16 protein-coding genes and 1 other RNA gene are annotated in these 18,603 nt (G+C 36.9%); 6 read left to right on the forward strand and 11 right to left on the reverse strand.

Translation table 11 applies throughout. The features are described from left to right. Positions 1-111 precede the first annotated feature (111 nt). Complete coding sequence (gene fahA, locus CWD91_RS11150) at positions 112-1,401, reverse strand: fumarylacetoacetase (protein ID WP_103441039.1); 1,290 nt, start codon at positions 1,399-1,401, stop codon at positions 112-114. Between the two features lie 111 nt (positions 1,402-1,512). Here fahA and glyA point away from each other — a divergent pair, with 111 nt between their 5' ends. Then, positions 1,513-2,787: a serine hydroxymethyltransferase gene (glyA, locus tag CWD91_RS11155; RefSeq protein ID WP_103441040.1), complete on the forward strand. Its 1,275-nt coding sequence runs from the start codon at positions 1,513-1,515 to the stop codon at positions 2,785-2,787. A gap of 65 nt (positions 2,788-2,852) precedes the next feature. Here glyA and CWD91_RS11160 read toward each other — a convergent pair whose 3' ends face one another. The 8 genes from CWD91_RS11160 to CWD91_RS11195 all read right to left on the reverse strand — a co-directional run bounded on the left by CWD91_RS11160 (position 2,853) and on the right by CWD91_RS11195 (position 11,342). Next, positions 2,853-3,524 carry a hypothetical protein gene (locus CWD91_RS11160; RefSeq protein WP_103441041.1) on the reverse strand — a complete coding sequence of 224 codons (672 nt, stop codon included), beginning with the start codon at positions 3,522-3,524 and terminating at the stop codon, positions 2,853-2,855. 256 nt (positions 3,525-3,780) lie between these two features. After that, positions 3,781-4,449 carry a response regulator gene (locus CWD91_RS11165; protein WP_103441042.1) on the reverse strand — a complete coding sequence of 223 codons (669 nt, stop codon included), beginning with the start codon at positions 4,447-4,449 and terminating at the stop codon, positions 3,781-3,783. A gap of 22 nt (positions 4,450-4,471) precedes the next feature. Next, complete coding sequence (locus CWD91_RS11170; RefSeq protein ID WP_192877659.1) at positions 4,472-6,475, reverse strand: tetratricopeptide repeat-containing sensor histidine kinase; 2,004 nt, start codon at positions 6,473-6,475, stop codon at positions 4,472-4,474. 169 nt (positions 6,476-6,644) lie between these two features. Next, positions 6,645-7,337: a hypothetical protein gene (locus CWD91_RS11175; protein WP_157943767.1), complete on the reverse strand. Its 693-nt coding sequence runs from the start codon at positions 7,335-7,337 to the stop codon at positions 6,645-6,647. Between the two features lie 143 nt (positions 7,338-7,480). After that, positions 7,481-8,212: a LytR/AlgR family response regulator transcription factor gene (locus CWD91_RS11180; RefSeq protein ID WP_103441045.1), complete on the reverse strand. Its 732-nt coding sequence runs from the start codon at positions 8,210-8,212 to the stop codon at positions 7,481-7,483. A gap of 147 nt (positions 8,213-8,359) precedes the next feature. Next, complete coding sequence (locus CWD91_RS11185; protein ID WP_103441046.1) at positions 8,360-9,883, reverse strand: hypothetical protein; 1,524 nt, start codon at positions 9,881-9,883, stop codon at positions 8,360-8,362. Positions 9,884-9,900: 17 nt separating this feature from the next. Then, positions 9,901-10,299 carry an acyl-CoA thioesterase gene (locus CWD91_RS11190; protein ID WP_103441047.1) on the reverse strand — a complete coding sequence of 133 codons (399 nt, stop codon included), beginning with the start codon at positions 10,297-10,299 and terminating at the stop codon, positions 9,901-9,903. Between the two features lie 2 nt (positions 10,300-10,301). Continuing rightward, positions 10,302-11,342, reverse strand: a complete 1,041-nt coding sequence (locus tag CWD91_RS11195) for a glutaminyl-peptide cyclotransferase (RefSeq protein ID WP_103441048.1) — start codon at positions 11,340-11,342, stop codon at positions 10,302-10,304. A 205-nt stretch (positions 11,343-11,547) separates the two neighbouring features. Between CWD91_RS11195 and ffs the strand changes: the two genes are divergently transcribed. From ffs to fsa, 3 genes are all read left to right on the forward strand, one after another. Beyond that, positions 11,548-11,646: signal recognition particle sRNA small type (gene ffs, locus CWD91_RS11200), an RNA gene on the forward strand. Positions 11,647-11,765: 119 nt separating this feature from the next. Further along, entirely contained in the window at positions 11,766-12,575 is an 810-nt protein-coding gene (locus CWD91_RS11205; protein WP_103441049.1) for an SDR family oxidoreductase, read from the forward strand. A 72-nt stretch (positions 12,576-12,647) separates the two neighbouring features. After that, entirely contained in the window at positions 12,648-13,301 is a 654-nt protein-coding gene (gene fsa, locus CWD91_RS11210; protein ID WP_103441050.1) for a fructose-6-phosphate aldolase, read from the forward strand. A gap of 146 nt (positions 13,302-13,447) precedes the next feature. Here fsa and CWD91_RS11215 read toward each other — a convergent pair whose 3' ends face one another. After that, positions 13,448-14,836 (reverse strand): transaldolase, encoded by a 1,389-nt coding sequence (locus CWD91_RS11215; protein ID WP_103441051.1) that lies wholly within the window; start codon positions 14,834-14,836, stop codon positions 13,448-13,450. Between the two features lie 173 nt (positions 14,837-15,009). Here CWD91_RS11215 and CWD91_RS11220 point away from each other — a divergent pair, with 173 nt between their 5' ends. Both CWD91_RS11220 and CWD91_RS11225 read left to right on the forward strand, forming a co-directional pair. Next, on the forward strand, positions 15,010-16,638 hold the full coding sequence (locus CWD91_RS11220; protein ID WP_103441052.1) for an ABC-F family ATP-binding cassette domain-containing protein: 1,629 nt from the start codon (positions 15,010-15,012) through the stop codon (positions 16,636-16,638). Between the two features lie 25 nt (positions 16,639-16,663). Further along, the gene (locus CWD91_RS11225) at positions 16,664-17,791 is read left to right on the forward strand and encodes a hypothetical protein (RefSeq protein WP_157943768.1); all 1,128 of its coding nucleotides are present in this window, start codon (positions 16,664-16,666) and stop codon (positions 17,789-17,791) included. 28 nt (positions 17,792-17,819) lie between these two features. Here the strand turns inward: CWD91_RS11225 and CWD91_RS11230 are convergent, their stop codons facing one another. Beyond that, positions 17,820-18,539, reverse strand: coding sequence for a hypothetical protein (locus CWD91_RS11230; protein WP_103441054.1), 720 nt, complete (start codon positions 18,537-18,539; stop codon positions 17,820-17,822). Between the last annotated feature and the right edge of the window lie 64 nt (positions 18,540-18,603).

The following is an 18,603-nucleotide window of genomic DNA, read 5'->3' on the forward strand; positions in this document are numbered from 1 at the left end:
CGTTTGATTTAAAATTATTGTGGACATAGTTCAATTGCTATGCCAAAATAGTTCTATTCAAAAACGTTAAACCCATTGGTATCGTACAAAAAAGAGCTGATTTTTTATATTTTATTTTTTCTTTGGCTGAAAAACAGGCAGTAATTTGGTGGAAACTTCCCCAAAACCAATACGTACATTATCCTTTTGGCAATATCCGGTTATGGCCACTGTATCGTAATCTTCAATAAACTTTCTCGTTGATCCGTCTTCCAAGGTCAAGGGTTTTTCCCCTCGCCAAGTTAGTTCTAACATAGAACCATAGGTATCAGGCGTTGGCCCCGAAATTGTGCCACTGCCCATCATGTCACCGCTATTTACCTTGCACCCATTTATAGTATGGTGAGCCAGTTGTTGCGCCATGGTCCAATACATATACTTAAAGTTGGATTTTGTAACTGTGGTGGCTTTGCCTCCTTCAGGCTTTATGGAAACTTCTAAATTAATATCGAATCCTTTTTTTCCAGTTTGCTGTAAATAGGGTAGGGGTTTAGGTGTTTGTACAGGACTGCCCACCCTAAATGGTTCCAGCGCGTCCAAGGTTACGATCCATGGAGAGATGGATGATGCAAAATTTTTGGCAAGGAAAGGACCTAGAGGCACATACTCCCATTTTTGGATATCCCTAGCACTCCAATCGTTAAATAGCACCATTCCAAAAATGTAGTTCTCTGCCTCATCGACGGGAATGGGTTCTCCCAAAACATTGGCATCTGTAGTTATAAACGCCATTTCCAACTCAAAATCCACTAATTTGGAAGGACCAAAAATGGGTTGGTCCGCCCCTGTGGGAAGGGTTTGTCCCATAGGCCTTCTAACAGCAGTGCCACTTGGTACAATAGAGGAACTTCTCCCGTGATATCCCACAGGAATGTGCAACCAGTTGGGAAGAAGTGCATTTTCTGGATCTCTAAACATTTTACCTACATTGGTAGCGTGTTCCTTACTGGAATAAAAATCCGTATAGTCCCCAATTTGCACTGGAAGCTGCATTTCAATTTCGTCCATGGTAAAAAGAACAATACTCTTATGGTCATCGTTGTTCTTCAAAACGTTGTTGGTGATATCGAAAATTTCACTGATTCGGTTTCTTACCAAACGCCAAGTCTTTTTACCGTCGGATATAAAGTCGTTTAGGGTATCCTGCAAAAATATATCATCAGTCAAGGGAATATCCTTAAAATACCCCAATTGATGCAATGCCCCTAGATCTATTGCGTAATCACCAATTCTAGAACCAATGGTGATTATATCATCCCTAGTCAAGAAAACTCCAAAAGGAATATTCTGAATGGGAAAATCAGAATTAACGGGTACAGGTAACCATGTTTTTTTTTCTGGATGATTAGTTTTTAGTGGCATCTTCGAATTGTTAACTTATGTTTAATAAATATCTTATCAAATATATTATTTTCTTCCAATTAACGCTCTGCAATTTGTATTTTTGCACATTATTTAATAGAATAATACAGTATGCAACGCGACAATCAAATTTTTGAACTAATTGAGGCGGAAAAAGAACGCCAAATTGATGGAATTGAACTAATTGCTTCCGAGAATTTTACCAGTCCACAGGTTATGGAGGCTGCAGGATCGGTATTGACCAATAAATATGCCGAAGGATATCCTGGTAAGCGCTATTATGGTGGTTGTGAAGTAGTTGATGAAATAGAGCAATTGGCAATAGACAGGGCCAAGCAATTATTTGGAGCGGCTTATGCCAATGTTCAACCACATTCCGGTTCTCAAGCCAATGCCTCTGTATATCACGCATGTTTAAAACCAGGAGATACCATTCTTGGATTTGATTTGTCACATGGTGGTCATTTGACCCATGGTTCTCCGGTAAATTTTTCGGGTAGATTGTATAACCCCGTATTTTATGGAGTTGATCAAGAGACTGGTGTATTAAACTACGATAAAATACAGGCCATAGCCACCAAAGAACAGCCTAAGCTAATAATTGCAGGGGCTTCTGCCTATTCCAGGGACATGGACTTTAAAAGGTTTAGGGAAATTGCGGATAGTGTAGGTGCCATATTATTGGCCGATATATCCCATCCGGCAGGACTTATTGCCAAGGGAATATTAAACGATCCGTTACCACATTGTCATATTGTAACCACAACGACCCATAAGACTTTGCGCGGACCAAGAGGAGGCCTTATTTTAATGGGTAAGGACTTTGATAATCCTTTTGGGGTTAAGTTGAAGAATGGTACTTTAAGAAAGATGTCTGCTTTATTGGATTTAGCAGTTTTTCCTGGTAATCAGGGAGGTCCTTTGGAGCATATAATTGCTGCAAAAGCAATAGCATTCGGAGAAGCCTTGACTGATGAATTCTTACACTATATGTTACAGGTTAAGAAAAATGCTGCGGCAATGGCCAGTGCATTTGTGGAAAAAGGTTATAATATTATTTCTGGAGGAACGGATAACCATATGATGCTTATTGATCTTAGAAATAAGAACATTACAGGAAAGGATGCTGAAAATGCATTGGTAAAAGCGGATATTACCGCTAATAAGAATATGGTTCCTTTTGATGATAAATCACCTTTTGTTACTTCGGGTATCCGCTTTGGAACGGCTGCCATTACTACAAGAGGTTTAAAAGAAGATCAAATGAAGACAATTGTTGGATTTATTGATCAGGTGATTATGAATCCAGAAGATGAAAAAATTATTGAAGAAGTAAGGGAAAATGTGAATGCCCTAATGCATTCAAGAGAGTTATTCAACGCTTAATAAAACTAAATCGCTGTCCATGAGGTTTAATGCTTTTTGGACAGCTTTTTTTTAGATAAATCCTCCTATTCACTTAGGATTTGAATATCTCCATGTATAATTGTTTTGGTATTCAGGTCGTATATGGCCGCTTCCTCAGTTTGGTCATAATACATGCCCCAAAATCCAAAATAGTCATTTGTATTATTATTGTCAGAAACAATATTCCTCAATTTGGTGTCGCTCTCCAAGGTATCTTCCTCAAATACAGGTATAAACATTTCAAATGGGGTCTCGTTTAAACCTTTTGTATAATATAGGTTATGCTGAACGAGTTCCGTAAAGATGTTTTCTGCTTGATCTGCAATACTTTGATTGTATATTTTACTAATTAGAATAGTAGTGTCTGTTAAGGAAATGGTCAACTCACTAATGTCTACGTATAGAGTGTTGAGTTTTTTTAGTTCGGAATATGCCCTTAGGAACAAAATGGTCTTTTTGGGACTGGATTCGTTGAGAGTACCCTGGTTGGGAGATATTTTGTTTAAATAAAACAACGATTCGTTCAAACTGAAATTACATTTAATATCTATAGTCAAATTTGCAGACTCTTTTTTCAGTCCGTAATTGCCAATACTGACTTCTGCATAATAATTCATTTCCAAACTTTTTTTAAAAGTCTCCAAACCTATAATATGGTCGGTGCTTTTATCCCCTATTTTTGAATTATTAAAAAATTCGTTTCCTAACTTAGACATCTTGAAATAAATTTATTGAAAATCTAATTTCAAAATTAGCTTAATGCTTTGTCCTTAGTTAAATATAAACCTTAGAAAAAGTAAGGTTTCGATTTAAATGGGGTGTATTCATCGAAAAAGTAGACGATGAACGGTAAAAGGGTACTTTGTAATGGGGAAAGGGGTGGAAATAAAGGTGTTTGGTGATATTTTTTAGATTTTCCGAATCCAGAGTCAAAAAAGATCTAATTGTATTGGTAGAAAGCTATAAATTCAATTATAGAAATCCTCTGTTTCTGGCTTCATGAACCAAGGCTAAATCGTTTTGCTTTTCTACGCCAAATATAACTTTGAGCTGTCTTTTTCGATTTTCGATTCCAGCAAGTGAAAGATTTATAAAATCGACCATATCCTTGGTTCTTGTCCCAATGGATACGTGATATAGTATTTTTTTGTCATTATCATCCAATAAAAGATCATTGGATACTTTCTTTCTTATGGCCACTAAAGCTTTTTGACTATAATATGGGGGTGAGGTAATTACACCTTTTACCATGGCTACCAGCGATTTTTCGTCCACTTCCGATTTAACCATATAGCCATCGGGGTTCACATTTTTTAAAATACTGTTTATTCTATAGTTATCACTAAAGGATGACATAAAGACAATTTTGGTATCCGGAATAACTTTTCTGGCCAATATTCCCAGGTCTTCTCCGGAATGAGGTTCTTCCAAATGGGTTTCGGTTAATTGTACATCCAATAATAAAAGGTCATATTTAAAAGATCTGGCGGAATCCTCAATTTTTTGCTTTCCAGTATCGAAAGTATTGGCAGTTTCAACTTTAACTTGGAAATCTTCAAATTCAGCAGCCTCCAAAAGATATTTATATCCTGTAGTGATCATTTCATGATCATCTATCGTTAAAATCCTTAAAGTTCTCATTCTATTCGCAATTAATAATCTATTATGCTGATTGGGGTTCCGCCTGTCGTTCCAAAATATATGGAATAGTAACAATTACCTTTGTTCCTTTTCCTATGCTACTTTGAATGTCATATGTTCCATTTAACTTTTCCAATCTGGAATTAATATTTTTAAGTCCAATACCTCGTTTTCCTTTCTTTTGATCAAAACCAACGCCGTTGTCCAAAACTACAATTCTTACATGATCATTTTCAGACTCAAACATTAGGTCCACTTTTGTGGCCTTGGCATGTTTAATACAATTCTGCAAACTCTCCTGAACAATTCTATAAATGTTAATTTTAATATCACCTTTTAATTGATCCCAATCTATTTTATTGTCGTACTCAAAATGGCATTTCATTTTGGAAGAATCCTGAATTGTTTTGACCAATTCTTCGATGGATACAATAAAGTTATGAATTTTTTCTTCCGATGCCCTACTTAGTTCATGTGAAATTGTTCGAATTTCCTCCTCCAATTGTTGCAATTTCTTTAGAAGATCACTTCGCTTTAAAACGGATTCAGAATCGGTTTTATTGTTAAGGCCGGTCAGAATTAAACGTATCCCTAACATTTGACCCAAAATACCGTCGTGCAATTCTTCAGATATACGCTTCTTTTCCAATTGTTTACCTTCCTCGACCTTTTTGTTTTGCGCCAATAAAAGATTGAAAATTTCTTGATTCGCCTCCTGCTGGGCCTTTTCAAATCTTAATTTTTGATTTTTCCGACGTTGATCTAGCGTGATAAGTATGAAAACTGCCAAGATTAGTAATGCCAAGGCAATACCGATCCACAATTGGCGCTGTCTGGTCAATAATTCATTTTGTTCTATAAACTCGTCCGTTTCAAAGCGGATTCTGGTAAATTTATTTCGTACTGCCCGTTCCTCCCGTAGCAAACTATCGTTCAATTTTATATATTTCTGGTTGTAAATACTGGAATTTACAGGATCCAATTTTGCCATAAGTTCCAAAGACTCCAACAACCTTCTATTATTACTGGTCTGTTCGGAATTCGTTTTGGATTTTTGGGCATATTGCAAGGCCATGGCCGTATCCTTTTGGCTTAAATAGTATTCCGCTATTTCGAATTGGGTAAGCCCTAAACTTCTGAAATCCCCAATACTGTCTTTAATTCTTAAAGCCTTTTTAAAAGTGGTAAGTACTCCGGTCGTATCTCCCAATTTACCTTTACTATTGGCATAATTCGAAAGTGACATGGCATACAACTCCGTATCTTTGTAATATAGGCTATCCGATTTTATAACTTTATCGAAAGATTCCATGGCTTTATTAAGGTCTCCTTTAGCCTGATAAACCATACCCATATTGTTTATGGTAACTAAGCTGACAAGGTAGGAATCATTAACCTTACTTAAATAGAATAATGCCTTTTGGTAGTACTCTAGGGCCTTGTCATATTCGTTTAGAGCGTTGGTCACAGATCCTAAATTGTTATAACATAGATAAAGGTAGTAGGGTTTGTCCAGTTTTTTGAAGAGTTCTAATGCCTCGATGGTAGTAACTTCACTTCCCGTATAGTCTTTTAGGTTTGCCTGAACCCTGGCCATACTATACAAAACGCGAGCATTGGAAAAATCATCATTTAATGACTTAAAAATTTTCTCGGCTTGGGAAAAGTGATAATAGGCACTATCTTCGGTAGCATTGTCATCCAAAAAAGAACCCAAATCCCAATGATTATTTGCTAGGGCATTTGAATCTTTCATCTTTCCCGAGAGGATTAGAGCCATTTTATTGGCACGTCTAAATTGTAATGAATCACCTAAAAGAGAATAGTAGTAGGAAATTTTAGAGAATTGTTTTGATTTTAAGGAATCGCTTTTTTGCATTAAGGCAAAGTCAAATGCCTTAGAAAGATTGTTTTTATAGTTTTCCTCGGAAGTACTATTTTTTTCTGACAACCAATATTGGATACTATCGTTATTAATGGAGGTGTAGGATTCTTTATTGGAAGTATTCGTCTCTTTACAACCCAATAACATCAGTTGTAATAAAATAACTGAATAAAAGATAAATCTGTTTAACACATTTTTGTCCATGGAGATGGAAAGATATAAAAAAAAGCCCTAAACAAATTTGTTTAGGGCTTTATATTTTATGAAGTTAAGCCTACTTCAAATCTAGTAAAACCTACGTTTTATACAGCTATGCAATTGCACTGTTCAAATTTTGTAATTCCGTCATTACCGGGGGAGGATCTCTTCTGTCCTTTGGGATCTTGTCGCCATCGGTAGCCACGGCATTGTCATTGTACTGGAATTCGTTCATTACCGGGGGAGGATCTCTTCTGTCCTTTGGGATCTTGTCGCCATCGGTAGCCACGGCATTGTCATTGTACTGGAATTCGTTCATTACCGGGGGAGGATCTCTTCTGTCCTTTGGGATCTTGTCGCCATCGGTAGCCACGGCATTGTCATTGTACTGGAATTCGTTCATTACCGGGGGAGGATCTCTTCTGTCCTTTGGGATCTTGTCGCCATCGGTAGCCACGGCATTGTCATTGTACTGGAATTCGTTCATTACCGGGGGAGGATCTCTTCTGTCCTTTGGGATCTTGTCGCCATCGGTAGCCACGGCATTGTCATTGTACTGGAATTCGTTCATTACCGGGGGAGGATCTCTTCTGTCCTTTGGGATCTTGTCGCCATCTGTGGCCACGGCATTGTCATTGTACTGGAAATCGTTCACCACCGGTGGAGGATCTCTTCTGTCTTTTGGGATTTTGTCGCCATCTGTGGCAACGGCATCATCAACGTCAGGGAACATTTTTTCGGTTCCCATTGCAAACAAGCCCATACTTAGCAGCACTACTGCTAAAATAGATAATAATTTTTTCATTTTTTAGTGGTTTTCGAGGGTTAATAAGGTTTAATTTCTAAAGCCAAATTAACAAGAGATAGCCATTAATAAATAATGTAGGAATTATCTTTAGTATATGTCAGAGTTCTATTAGTGAGCGTATGGGTTTTGAGAGTATTTGACTAATTAAGTGCAGAAATGGTATTTTTGGCCAATATTTGTTTTAGGTTGTCAATGTTATTTTTGTAAGATTTGGAAAAGGGCAATTGTAGTTTGCCATGCTTTAAGGTGCACAGACCTTTCCCGTAATTGATCCTAGAAACAAAGTCGATATTAATAATATAGCTCTGATGTACCCTTATAAAATTTGCGGGTAAATTGTGTTCAAAAGTCTTTAACGTTTTAAAAGCACTAATAGTACTTCCGTCTTTCATAAAAAAATCGGTAGCATTATTATCCGCCTGTAAATACATGATTTCTTGGGTATTTATATAGCGGTAGTCTTTATAGGATTGTAGTAAAAGTGTTTTGGGTTCCTGTTCCTTTGGGGTTTTTAATTTTAATCGGAGTAAGGTCTTTCTAATGTCAAATTCGTTATAAGGCAATAACCAATAATCAAAAAAATGACATTTTAAGGCTTCAAAAGCATATTGTTTGCTTTTTGATATGCCTATAAAAATGGGAATTTCCTTCAAGTACTGGTGCATTTCCATTATCATGTGAAAATAATCATGCGCTTTTTCATTTAAATGAATGAAAACAACATCTGGAGATTTTTTTAGAATACCATTTAATCCGTCCACACTGTCAGTAGCCACTCCAGTACAATAAAACTCACTATATTCTTCCATATAGTGCTGTAGCTGTAAATTGGATTGGGCATCGGAGTCCAAAATGGTATATGTATATTCCATATCTTCAGATGATTTTAAGGCAAATTAGTGATACTTAGTAGTATAGGGTCGTATTTCAACCTTAGAAAAACTAGGGTTTTCATTTTATTGGCAAAATATACAAAATTTGAAAGATTTTTCTTTCAAAAATAAGAGAGTAGTATTATTTTATTCTATGAAAATTACTTCATATGCGCCAAGGGCTGGATTTTTTGTCCTGTCGGAACCTAAAATATCTAGGGGAACTAAATTAGCGGCATCTAGATTTCCGGCTCCAATTACACTGGAGTTTTCTTTGATCAAAAAATTATTTTTGGTGGGCGAAACAAAGATAGGATCTAGATTCAGAAGTGTATTTTCATATCGGGATACATCGTTAAAATTGTATAAGCTGTCTTCTGTATTTTTTGTGAATTTTAATAGGCAGTTTTCAAAATTAAAAAAAAAAGCCTTATTGGGGTCCATGCTTAAGTTTAGTTCGTTGGGATTGCTTCCATAAATAATACAATTTTTGAAATCTGCTTTTGCCAAGTCAAAAGAACTGCCGTCATTATTGGTAGAGTTGTCTATTTGCAAAGCAACACCGGTACGAAACCCATGTTTCCAATAATTGGCGATGGTAGCATGAATAAAACTGTAATCGCCTCCTTGGTTACAATACAAGGAAATGTTGCCCGCACCACCAAGGACCACATTCTCAGAGCGTATTATCGCTGTTTTGGCCCATAGATTAATATTTTCGCTATTATAAATTTGAGAATTTTTTATGGTCAATGTGGTTCCCCCAATGGTATTATCCCCTTGAACAAAAATTCCAACAGTGGCATTTTTAATTGTTAGGTATTCTATTTTATTGTTTACACTGCCTTTTGATATCCATATGGACCCCCACTGTCCGGGGATGTCCGAATAGGAGGGCTCCAAGCGGTTGCCTTCAAAAATAACTTCATTTTCCAACAATTCCTTATCCTGGCTCAGCTTGCCAATAACATGTAGGGAAGCATTTTCTTTTATCAATACCCCGGAATCTTTATGGAAATGTACTCGTGCTCCCTCTTCTATTTTTAAGGTTTTGCCGTAGGGTACCGAGGCATATCCGTATATTACATGAGGCTTGTCCTTGGTAAACAGCAGTTGATCCGCTTTTAATTCAAAGCCTTCCACCTTAATTTCCTCCCCAGTTTCACTAATATCAAGGACAATTGTTTCGCGTTGTCCGTTTACCAGTCTCTTTGGAAAGTAAAATATGGCATCTTTCACCAAGGTTACCAATTGTACTTCTTGCAAGTGGTTTTCTTTATCAAATTGTATAGCGTCCGTATATAAAAATTCCTTGGAACCTAAATTACCTATATCAAAAGTGGTCTCTACAAAAATGTATAGGCTGTCCTTGGCGAATAATGGTATATCCTTGAACTGTTGGCCAGCCTCACCATCCACATTTAAACGATACTTACTGTTGTCCCCGTTTTTAAGTCCGATACTCGGAATACTTATATCTGTGGTACCACGGTTATATACCTTTAAGGTGTAGGTACTGCTTCCTATTTGGCTGAAAATGGTATCCAAAAAAACAGTATCCTTGGAAAATGCCAAGGAGCCATTACTTTGAGCATAGTCGAAGTCCACCCTGCAGGAAGAAAACGTCAGGATTAGAATTAGGGCGGAAAATATAAAAATCGATCTATGCACTTAACTTGTTCAATATTTTAGGTTTGGCTGATAAAAATATTTTCAATTTCCGAGGAAATCCGCATGGGTTTAAAGGTTTCGGAGTTCAACAAACACCATTCCGTCTTGGACTTGACCAGTAATTGATTGTTTTCCTTGTTATACATTTCAACAACCCTAACGCTTACAGGGCCTTTTGTCTTATCTATATAGGTTTTCATTAAAATGATGTCGTCCAATTTGGCGGAGCTTTTGTATGTTATGTGATGGGTCAAGACCACCCAAACCGTGGTGTTGACCAAATCTTTAGGTGCTTTGGCCAGCCAATGTTCCTTGGCTATGTCTTGCATCCATTGTACATATCGCACATTGTTGACATGCAAAAGGTCATCAAGATCATCTTCAACCACCTTTATGGTTTTTTCAAAAATTGCCATACCTATTTTTTAAGGATGTTAACCTCAAATAATTTGTCCCAATTTTTTCCCGTAACAAAGAAAGTCTTTCTCTGGGGATGATAGGCCACACCATTAAGTACATCGAGAGTTTGATGTTGGGTCACCTTTTCTTTTAGGCCGCCAAAATTTATTACGCCCTCGATTGCGCCACTTTTGGCGTCAATGATCATCATGCTTTCCTTTTGATATACATTGGCATATATTTTTCCGTTTACATATTCCAATTCATTGGCTTTGTTGAAAATAGAGGTATTGGTTACTGTTTCAAAATGCCCCTCTTCGGCCAATGTTGTTGGATTTAAAAACCATATTTTCTCGGTACCGTCGCTCTTGAATAATTTGCTGCCGTCATTGCACAGACCCCATCCTTCCTTACTTTGGTTGTATTTAAAGCTGTCTATTTTCTTAAAATCCTTAAGGTCATAAATAAATCCAACTCCACTTTGCCAAGTAAGTTGATAAATTTTATCGTTTAATATTGTTATGCCCTCACCAAAATAGGTGTTTTCCAAGTCTATCTTTTTTAAGATTTCACCAGTTCTAAAATCCACTTGCCTCAAAGAGGATTTCCCCTTTTTTCCTGTGCTTTCGTATAGCATGTCATTATGGAATTCCAATCCTTGTGTATAGGCATCTTTATCATGGGGATATTCATTTAGGATTTCGTAGGTGTAAATCTCAGGGGCATGTTCCGCCAATAATTTTATTCCTTTTGACACTTCAACGGTCTCGCCATCGAACCTAATATTCGCAGTCAATGTTTTGGCGCCGAGTTCCAATTGATCAAGTGTAATTTTATTGTTATTAAGGATAATATCCTCATCATCGATCTTATAAGTAATCTTTTCAATTTCCTTATTCTTTAGATTTTTGACGGAGATACCAACGACCTGATTTTTTTGAAATTCCGTTGTGTTTCCTTCCAATTGAATTTCGAAGAGCTTTGAAGGGTTGGTGGTGCCGTCGCAAGCCAAAAAGAAAAGGGGAATTATGAAAATAAGATTTAATTTAAAGAGGTTCATTTTGTTATTGTGAGTATAATTTATAGTATAATTTTAGTGGGTAAAGTGCTTGCTTTGTACAATTGTCACCTTTAATTTCAATATAGTTGTCTTAAAATCAACTTGCTATAAAGAAATAAATGTAGCGACTTTTTAAGGCAAGATATTTAATAAAATTAAGACCTGAAAACGATTGCAAAAAAATTAAAAGATTGTATATTTGCATCGGCAAGTCCTACACGACCAGCTCCTGTAGAATCCCCCAGGGTGGGAACGCAGCAAGGGTATATGGTTGTAGCGGTGCGATGTAGGTAGCTTGCCATTTTTTGTGCCCTAAAGTGAACAGCAATTTTACCTTGTTTTGTGTAACATAACACAGATATAACTCCATTGTCGACTTCAATTCCTGTTTTATTCGTTAATTTGCAACCTTAATTTCTATTAATGGAACATAAGGTTGTACTGGTTACAGGAGGTTCTTCGGGCATTGGAAAATCTATTGGAATTTATTTAAAATCAAAAGGTTTTAAAGTTTATGGAACTACCAGGAAAGTGGCCAACTATCCTGATTTTACAGATTTTGACCTCCTGGAATTGGATGTAAGAAATCCAGAAAGCATACAGGCAGCCATTTCCCGGTTGATTGCAAAGGAAGGTAGGGTAGATGTTTTGGTAAATAATGCAGGCATAGGCATTACAGGACCCATAGAGGAAACACCGCATTCTGAAATCTTAAAAGCCTTCGACACCAATTTTAACGGTCCCTTACACATGTCGAAAGCGGTTTTGCCGCATATGAGGAGTCAAAAAAATGGTCTTATTATCAATATTACCTCCATTGCCGGTTATATGGGGCTACCATATAGGGGAATTTACTCTGCCAGCAAAGGTGCATTGGAGTTGGTAACAGAGGCACTGAGAATGGAAATTAAAGGCTTTGGGATAAACATTACAAACTTAGCCCCGGGCGATTTTGCCACCAATATAGCCTCTGGTCGCTATCATGCTCCAATATTGGAGGATTCGCCTTATAATTTACCTTATGGTAATACCTTAAAAATAATGAACGAGCATGTGGATAGCGGTCAAGATCCTATGCTTGTAGCCCATATGGTTTTTAAAATTATAAACACAAAGAAACCTAAAGTTCATTATCAGGTAGGGGAGTTTATGCAAAAGATTTCCTTGTTTCTTAAAAAAATATTACCGGACAAAGTGTATGAGAAACTCTTGATGAACCATTATAAATTGTAATTTTGCAACACCAAAAGGTAGACTTGCAAGAAGACATATCTTTCACATTAATAATTTAAAAAAGCAATTAACATGAAGTTCTTTATTGACACCGCTAACTTAGCACAGATAAAAGAAGCCCAAGAATTAGGGGTTTTGGATGGGGTAACCACAAATCCGTCCCTAATGGCCAAAGAAGGGATTACCGGAAGAAACAATATCCTTAAACATTATGTGGATATATGTAAAATTGTGGATGGTGATGTCTCTGCAGAGGTAATCTCCACCGATTTAAAAGGAATGATCAAGGAAGGTGAGGAATTGGCGGAGCTGAATGAGCAAATTGTAGTTAAGGTTCCTATGATAAAGGATGGGATAAAAGCTATAAAATATTTCACGGATAAAGGAATTAGAACTAACTGCACCTTGGTGTTTTCCTGTGGGCAGGCATTGTTGGCCGCTAAGGCTGGTGCTACTTATGTTTCACCATTTATTGGCAGATTGGACGATATCTCTACCGATGGATTAAATTTGATTTCTGAAATTAGACATATATACGACAATTACGACTTTCAAACTCAAATATTGGCTGCGTCCGTTAGACATACAATGCACGTGATCGATTGTGCCAAGTTGGGGGCAGATGTAATGACCGGTCCTTTGTCAGCTATCGAAGGTTTGTTAAAGCACCCTTTAACAGATAGTGGTTTGGCAAAATTCTTGGAAGACTATCAAAAGGGTAACTAGGATTTCCATTAACCCTAAATACACCAAAGCCTCTTTTGCTTAATTGCTCAAGAGGCTTTGTTGTTTTATATGGTGAGGTGTTTTCTGAGTTTAACGATCTGGATGCTTAGGTCTAAGTTTGTTGCCCATACTTTAATTAAAGTAGATTAGAAACTATTATATAGGTCTGCAAATGCATCCACTATTAGTCCGTCTTTGGTTATAATGCCTTTATTGAGTCCTCCAATGACTAGGGCATTTTTTAAATTCTCAAAATCGTCCGTGCGAAATTGATTTTCAGTGTCCAATTGATTGGAACTCAATAATGACTGCCATCTTACGGCGTCTGTATTACAATTTATTCCAACAAAAGTATATTCAGGTTTCTTTTCCGTTAGTTGTGCTACCCGGGTAAGCACATTTTCAAAGTTGGATCTCTGGGTGCCCGACCAAAAATAGAACACTGTATTTTTCTCCTTTTCAGCAATTTCCTGGAGTGTCACCGAATCTCCATTTGTGTTGAAAACTGAAATATTGGGTAATTTCTTGGTAGGCTGTAAATTGTTGACGCCTTGGTAAATGGCTTCAATTTCCCCCCTATGTCGGTTATTTCCAGATAGTTTATGAAATTCCTCTATAAAAATTCTATTGTTGGCATCGGTGTCATGAACGTTGATGAGATAGTCCATTGCCACATTTCTGAAAAGATTGTCACGAAGGTCCTTTTCCGTAACCAAGCTATCGATCAGTTTCAATTTATGTTGATTAAAATGTAATTTGTTTTTAATGATCTCATAATGTTCACCCTTACATTTGGAATAACAGCCCATATAGGATATATTATTGAAATGGGTTTTCATGAAATTATAGTAATACCTATGGTAGGCGAGATTTTCGTTATTGTAATCCAAATCCTTCCGATATTCATAAAATTGTGCCGGTAATTCCGGAATGGTGCTTAGTCCAGTTTTCCTCCTGTTCCAAAAGGGATATTTTTCCTTATAGATATAGTAGTTGTAATCTATGCTTGCCTTGGCCATTTCTATGGCTTTGGGGGATAACTTCACCTCCTTTACAAGTTCATTTAGGGAATTAACCTTGATGGCCTTAAGAGAATCCAATTTATAATTGAAGTCCCCAGGGCCAAGTTGTGAAAAGGAATATATTATTGCAGGCTCACCTTCAGTGGTCAAAAAAAGATCTAAAAGAAAATTATTTATCTCCTCACCTCTGCCCGAAAAAATCAATGATTCATCAAAATCCTCAGTATTTAGACGGATCATTAAACTATCTCCCTTTTCCAGGTATACATATTGCAATTCTGGACTATGGTCAAAATGGTACAGGCCTTCGGCAACCGAATCCAACTTTATGGAGAACCTATTTTCATCATTAAGTTTAGCAGAATCTATGACGATATCGTCCTTGAAAAGTACGACATATTCGCTTGTGGGATTTACGATTTCACCAGCAAAGAATACACTAGGGGATTTTTTTTCTATCGAACCGCAACCAACTAAAGCGATAAGAAAGGAATATAGTAAAGGTTTATTCATATGAGAATAGCTACTTTATAGTAAACAAATCTAATAAACTCAACAGATACAGGCTGTTAATTGTGAGTTAAAACTATTGCGTCTTAGTTAAAATGCTACCTAAAGGCGTTGCAATATAGTTGCTTAAACGGGTTTATTTTTGTTATTTTTGCACAAAATTTAAAACTTTATATATGCTGTCAGTATCAAATTTATCTGTGCAATTCGGGAAAAGGGTTCTTTTTGATGAAGTAAATGTTTCCTTTACCCAAGGTAATTGTTATGGTGTTATTGGTGCCAATGGGGCGGGAAAGTCCACATTTCTAAGGATTCTGTCGGGACAAATAGATCCAACCTCGGGTCATGTCCATTTGGAACCAGGAAAAAGGATGTCCATCTTGGAACAGAATCATAACGCCTATGACGGGGATACTGTCTTGGAAAGTGTAGTAATGGGCAACAAGCCATTATTCAAGATAAAAAAGGAGATAGATGCCCTCTATGCCGATTACAGTGATGAGAATGCAGATAGAATAGGGGAGTTGCAAGTGCAATTCGAGGAAATGAATGGTTGGAATGCAGATAGTGATGCTGCAGCCTTGTTGTCCAATTTGGGGATTACAGAGGAGTTTCACCATACTTTGATGGGTGATTTGGATTCCAAGTTAAAGGTAAGGGTTTTATTGGCCCAGGCCTTGTTCGGTAATCCTGATGTATTGATAATGGATGAGCCTACCAACGATTTGGATTATGAAACCATAAATTGGTTGGAAAATTTCTTGGCAGATTATGAGAACACCGTTATAGTAGTATCCCATGATAGGCACTTTTTGGATTCGGTATGTACCCATATTGGGGATATAGATTTTGGAAAGATGAACCTGTATTCAGGAAATTACACTTTTTGGTACGAGAGTAGTCAGCTAGCGGCAAGACAGCGGGCACAACAGAATAAAAAATCTGAGGAAAAGGCCAAAGAATTACAAGAGTTTATTCAGCGGTTCAGTGCCAACGTTGCAAAGAGCAAACAGGCAACTTCCAGAAAGAAAATGTTGTCCAAATTAAAAATTGAGGATATAAAACCTTCAAGCAGACGTTATCCTGCCATTATTTTTGAACGTGAAAGGGAAGCCGGCGACCAGATCCTTAACGTTGAAAAACTATCGGCCTCAACAGAAGATGGTGAAATTTTGTTTCAAGATGTCAATATTAATTTGGCAAAGGGAGATAAAGTGGCTATTATTTCTAGGGATTCTAGGGCTACTTCGGCCTTTTATGAAATCATAAATGATAACAGAAAAGCAGATAGTGGTTCCTATCAGTGGGGTGTAACCACCAACCAATCATACCTACCGGCAGATAATGCATCATTCTTTACGGAAAACATCAACCTTGTGGATTGGTTAAGACAATGGGCGAAAACGGAAGAAGAGAGGGAAGAAGTAAGTATAAGGGGATTCTTGGGAAAAATGCTGTTTAGCGGAGAGGAAGCTTTAAAAAAATGCACGGTTTTGTCCGGAGGGGAAAAAGTGCGTTGTATGTTGAGTAGAATGATGTTGATGAGAGCCAACGTGGTCATGTTGGATGAGCCCACCAACCATTTGGATTTGGAGAGTATCACCACCTTCAATAATTCCTTAAAGAATTTCAAAGGGACTGTTCTTTTTACTACCCATGATCATGAATTTGCTGAAACTGTGGCAAATAGGGTTATAGAATTGACACCTAAAGGTAATATTGACCGTTATTTATCGTTTGATGATTATATGTCCGATAAGACTATAAAGGAACAGCGGAACAAAATGTACGCGGTCCCGGTGTAATCTTATTGGCCCAAATTCTTACTTTATGAAAACCTACATATTATCATGCATGTTTATTGCATGTCTCGCCTTGGGCTGTACTGAGGAAGGAGTAGGAGATAAGGAAATCCAATCCCTTAACTTAACAGCCGACTATACCGTTTTATTGAAAAAGGACGGTGTTTTACAAAGTGCCTATTTAAATGCCAATGCGGATGGAATGACCGTTAATTCCAATAAAAATGACTTTGAGGTAGCGCCATTGCCAGAACTTAGCTATAGAAATGGCTCGGCAATAGGTTTTTATAATTCCCAGGTGGACTGTAGCGCTACTTTAAAAATCCATGACTTAAGTGATAATACGGTTATAAATACCACTGTGTTCTCGGAGGATAAAAATTGCGATTATCTTGTAAAGTCCATGGCCTATTCGGAAGATAAGGCCTTTGTTGCTTTTGTTGCGCCATCAAATATTAAAAAAGACAGTTATTATTTAAGGATTCTGGATTTATCTATAAACCAAAGTCCATATATGGATGTGGAATTGGCTAAGGAGCCAAAGCAAACATTAGTTTCCGACAACAGGGTATTTGTTCTGTCATTGGATACCGATATTACTGACAAATATGCTCTGATCGTAATAAATATAGATAGTGGAGCTATTACCCATGAGGCCAACTTGGGAACCGATGTTTTAAAAATTTCAAAGGATGGAATGGGCAATATTCTGGTAAGTTATCCCAATTTACATAGCCTTTTTGACGGGAAAACAATGATTTTGGGAATTACCACCAATTATTTATTGGGGAAAGAACCTAGGTTTGGATATGCCGAATCGGAATTTTTCGGGGAACAGGCCTTGTATTACCCTATGGAATCTGGTTCAAAAAGTTCTTATCCCCATATAGCTGCAGTTTATGATTTTAAGGAAAATATCTCCATTCTCTATATTTATGAAAATTTTCTTACCCTGGAGGAGCGAAACCTTAAATATGAAATAGAAGATACTACTATGGTTTCCTATGATTCCAAAAACAATTTGATCCTGATCGGTTATAAGAAAAAAGGGGAAAATGGTAAAGGGGGACTCATGAGGATAAAACCAATACCGGACCCAAAATTTCTGGATAATGTTGATCTGGATGGTATACCAATGGAATTGTTCCCCAATTGAAACCCTTTGTATCAAAAATAATTTACCCTTATGTTTTCAGGTATTTACTGTTCCAAATGGCGGGATTGAAATTTTTGCCCAAGGCAAAGCCGTAAAATATCACTATCGAGGCAATGCACTTAAACATAAAAAAGAAAATCACCCAAAATTGAAAACTGGAACTTTCTTTAGAGAATAATCCGTTCGGGACTAATAGCGTTACCAAATAACTAATAGCTATTACGACTGCAATAAGATTTATAATACTCTTAAATGGCCACATCAATAATTTTCTTAAAGGATGTAGGTCACGACCCCATTTATGAATCAAATAGTAATAGTCGTTGCCTATCGGGGCAAATAAAATGGGATCATCCCTATCCTTCAATTTAAAAAGTTTTGAGGGGGCAAGAATCTTAAAACCCTTTAATTCCAATTCGTGATTATTTTCCAATGTTTTGATCTTGGAAATTGCTTCTAGCGGAATTTCCCCCTTAAAAAAATGGGAATCCAAAAAACGTAACCTATATTCTATGGCTATCTTCTTAATGTGACGAATATGATAAATGCCCTGCGTTTCAAGTAAATCAATATTAAAGTCATTCTTCACTATTGGGTCCTTACTACGAATGTTCAGGTCAATTCTTTTTAGAGCATCTTCGTCTTTGTTCAGTAGAAGATAAATTTCATTTATTATTTGATCTGCAGACGCGTCCTTTCGTTTTGCCAGAATAAGTTTTTCCTGAATATTGGTTCTTCTCAAAAACATTTCACCTCTATTTTACAGCAATTGTCATAAAGTTAATGAATTACGGATTTCATTTTTAATTCTA

The sequence above is a fragment of the Arenibacter hampyeongensis genome, from assembly GCF_002909255.1.
Lineage (GTDB): Bacteria > Bacteroidota > Bacteroidia > Flavobacteriales > Flavobacteriaceae > Arenibacter > Arenibacter hampyeongensis.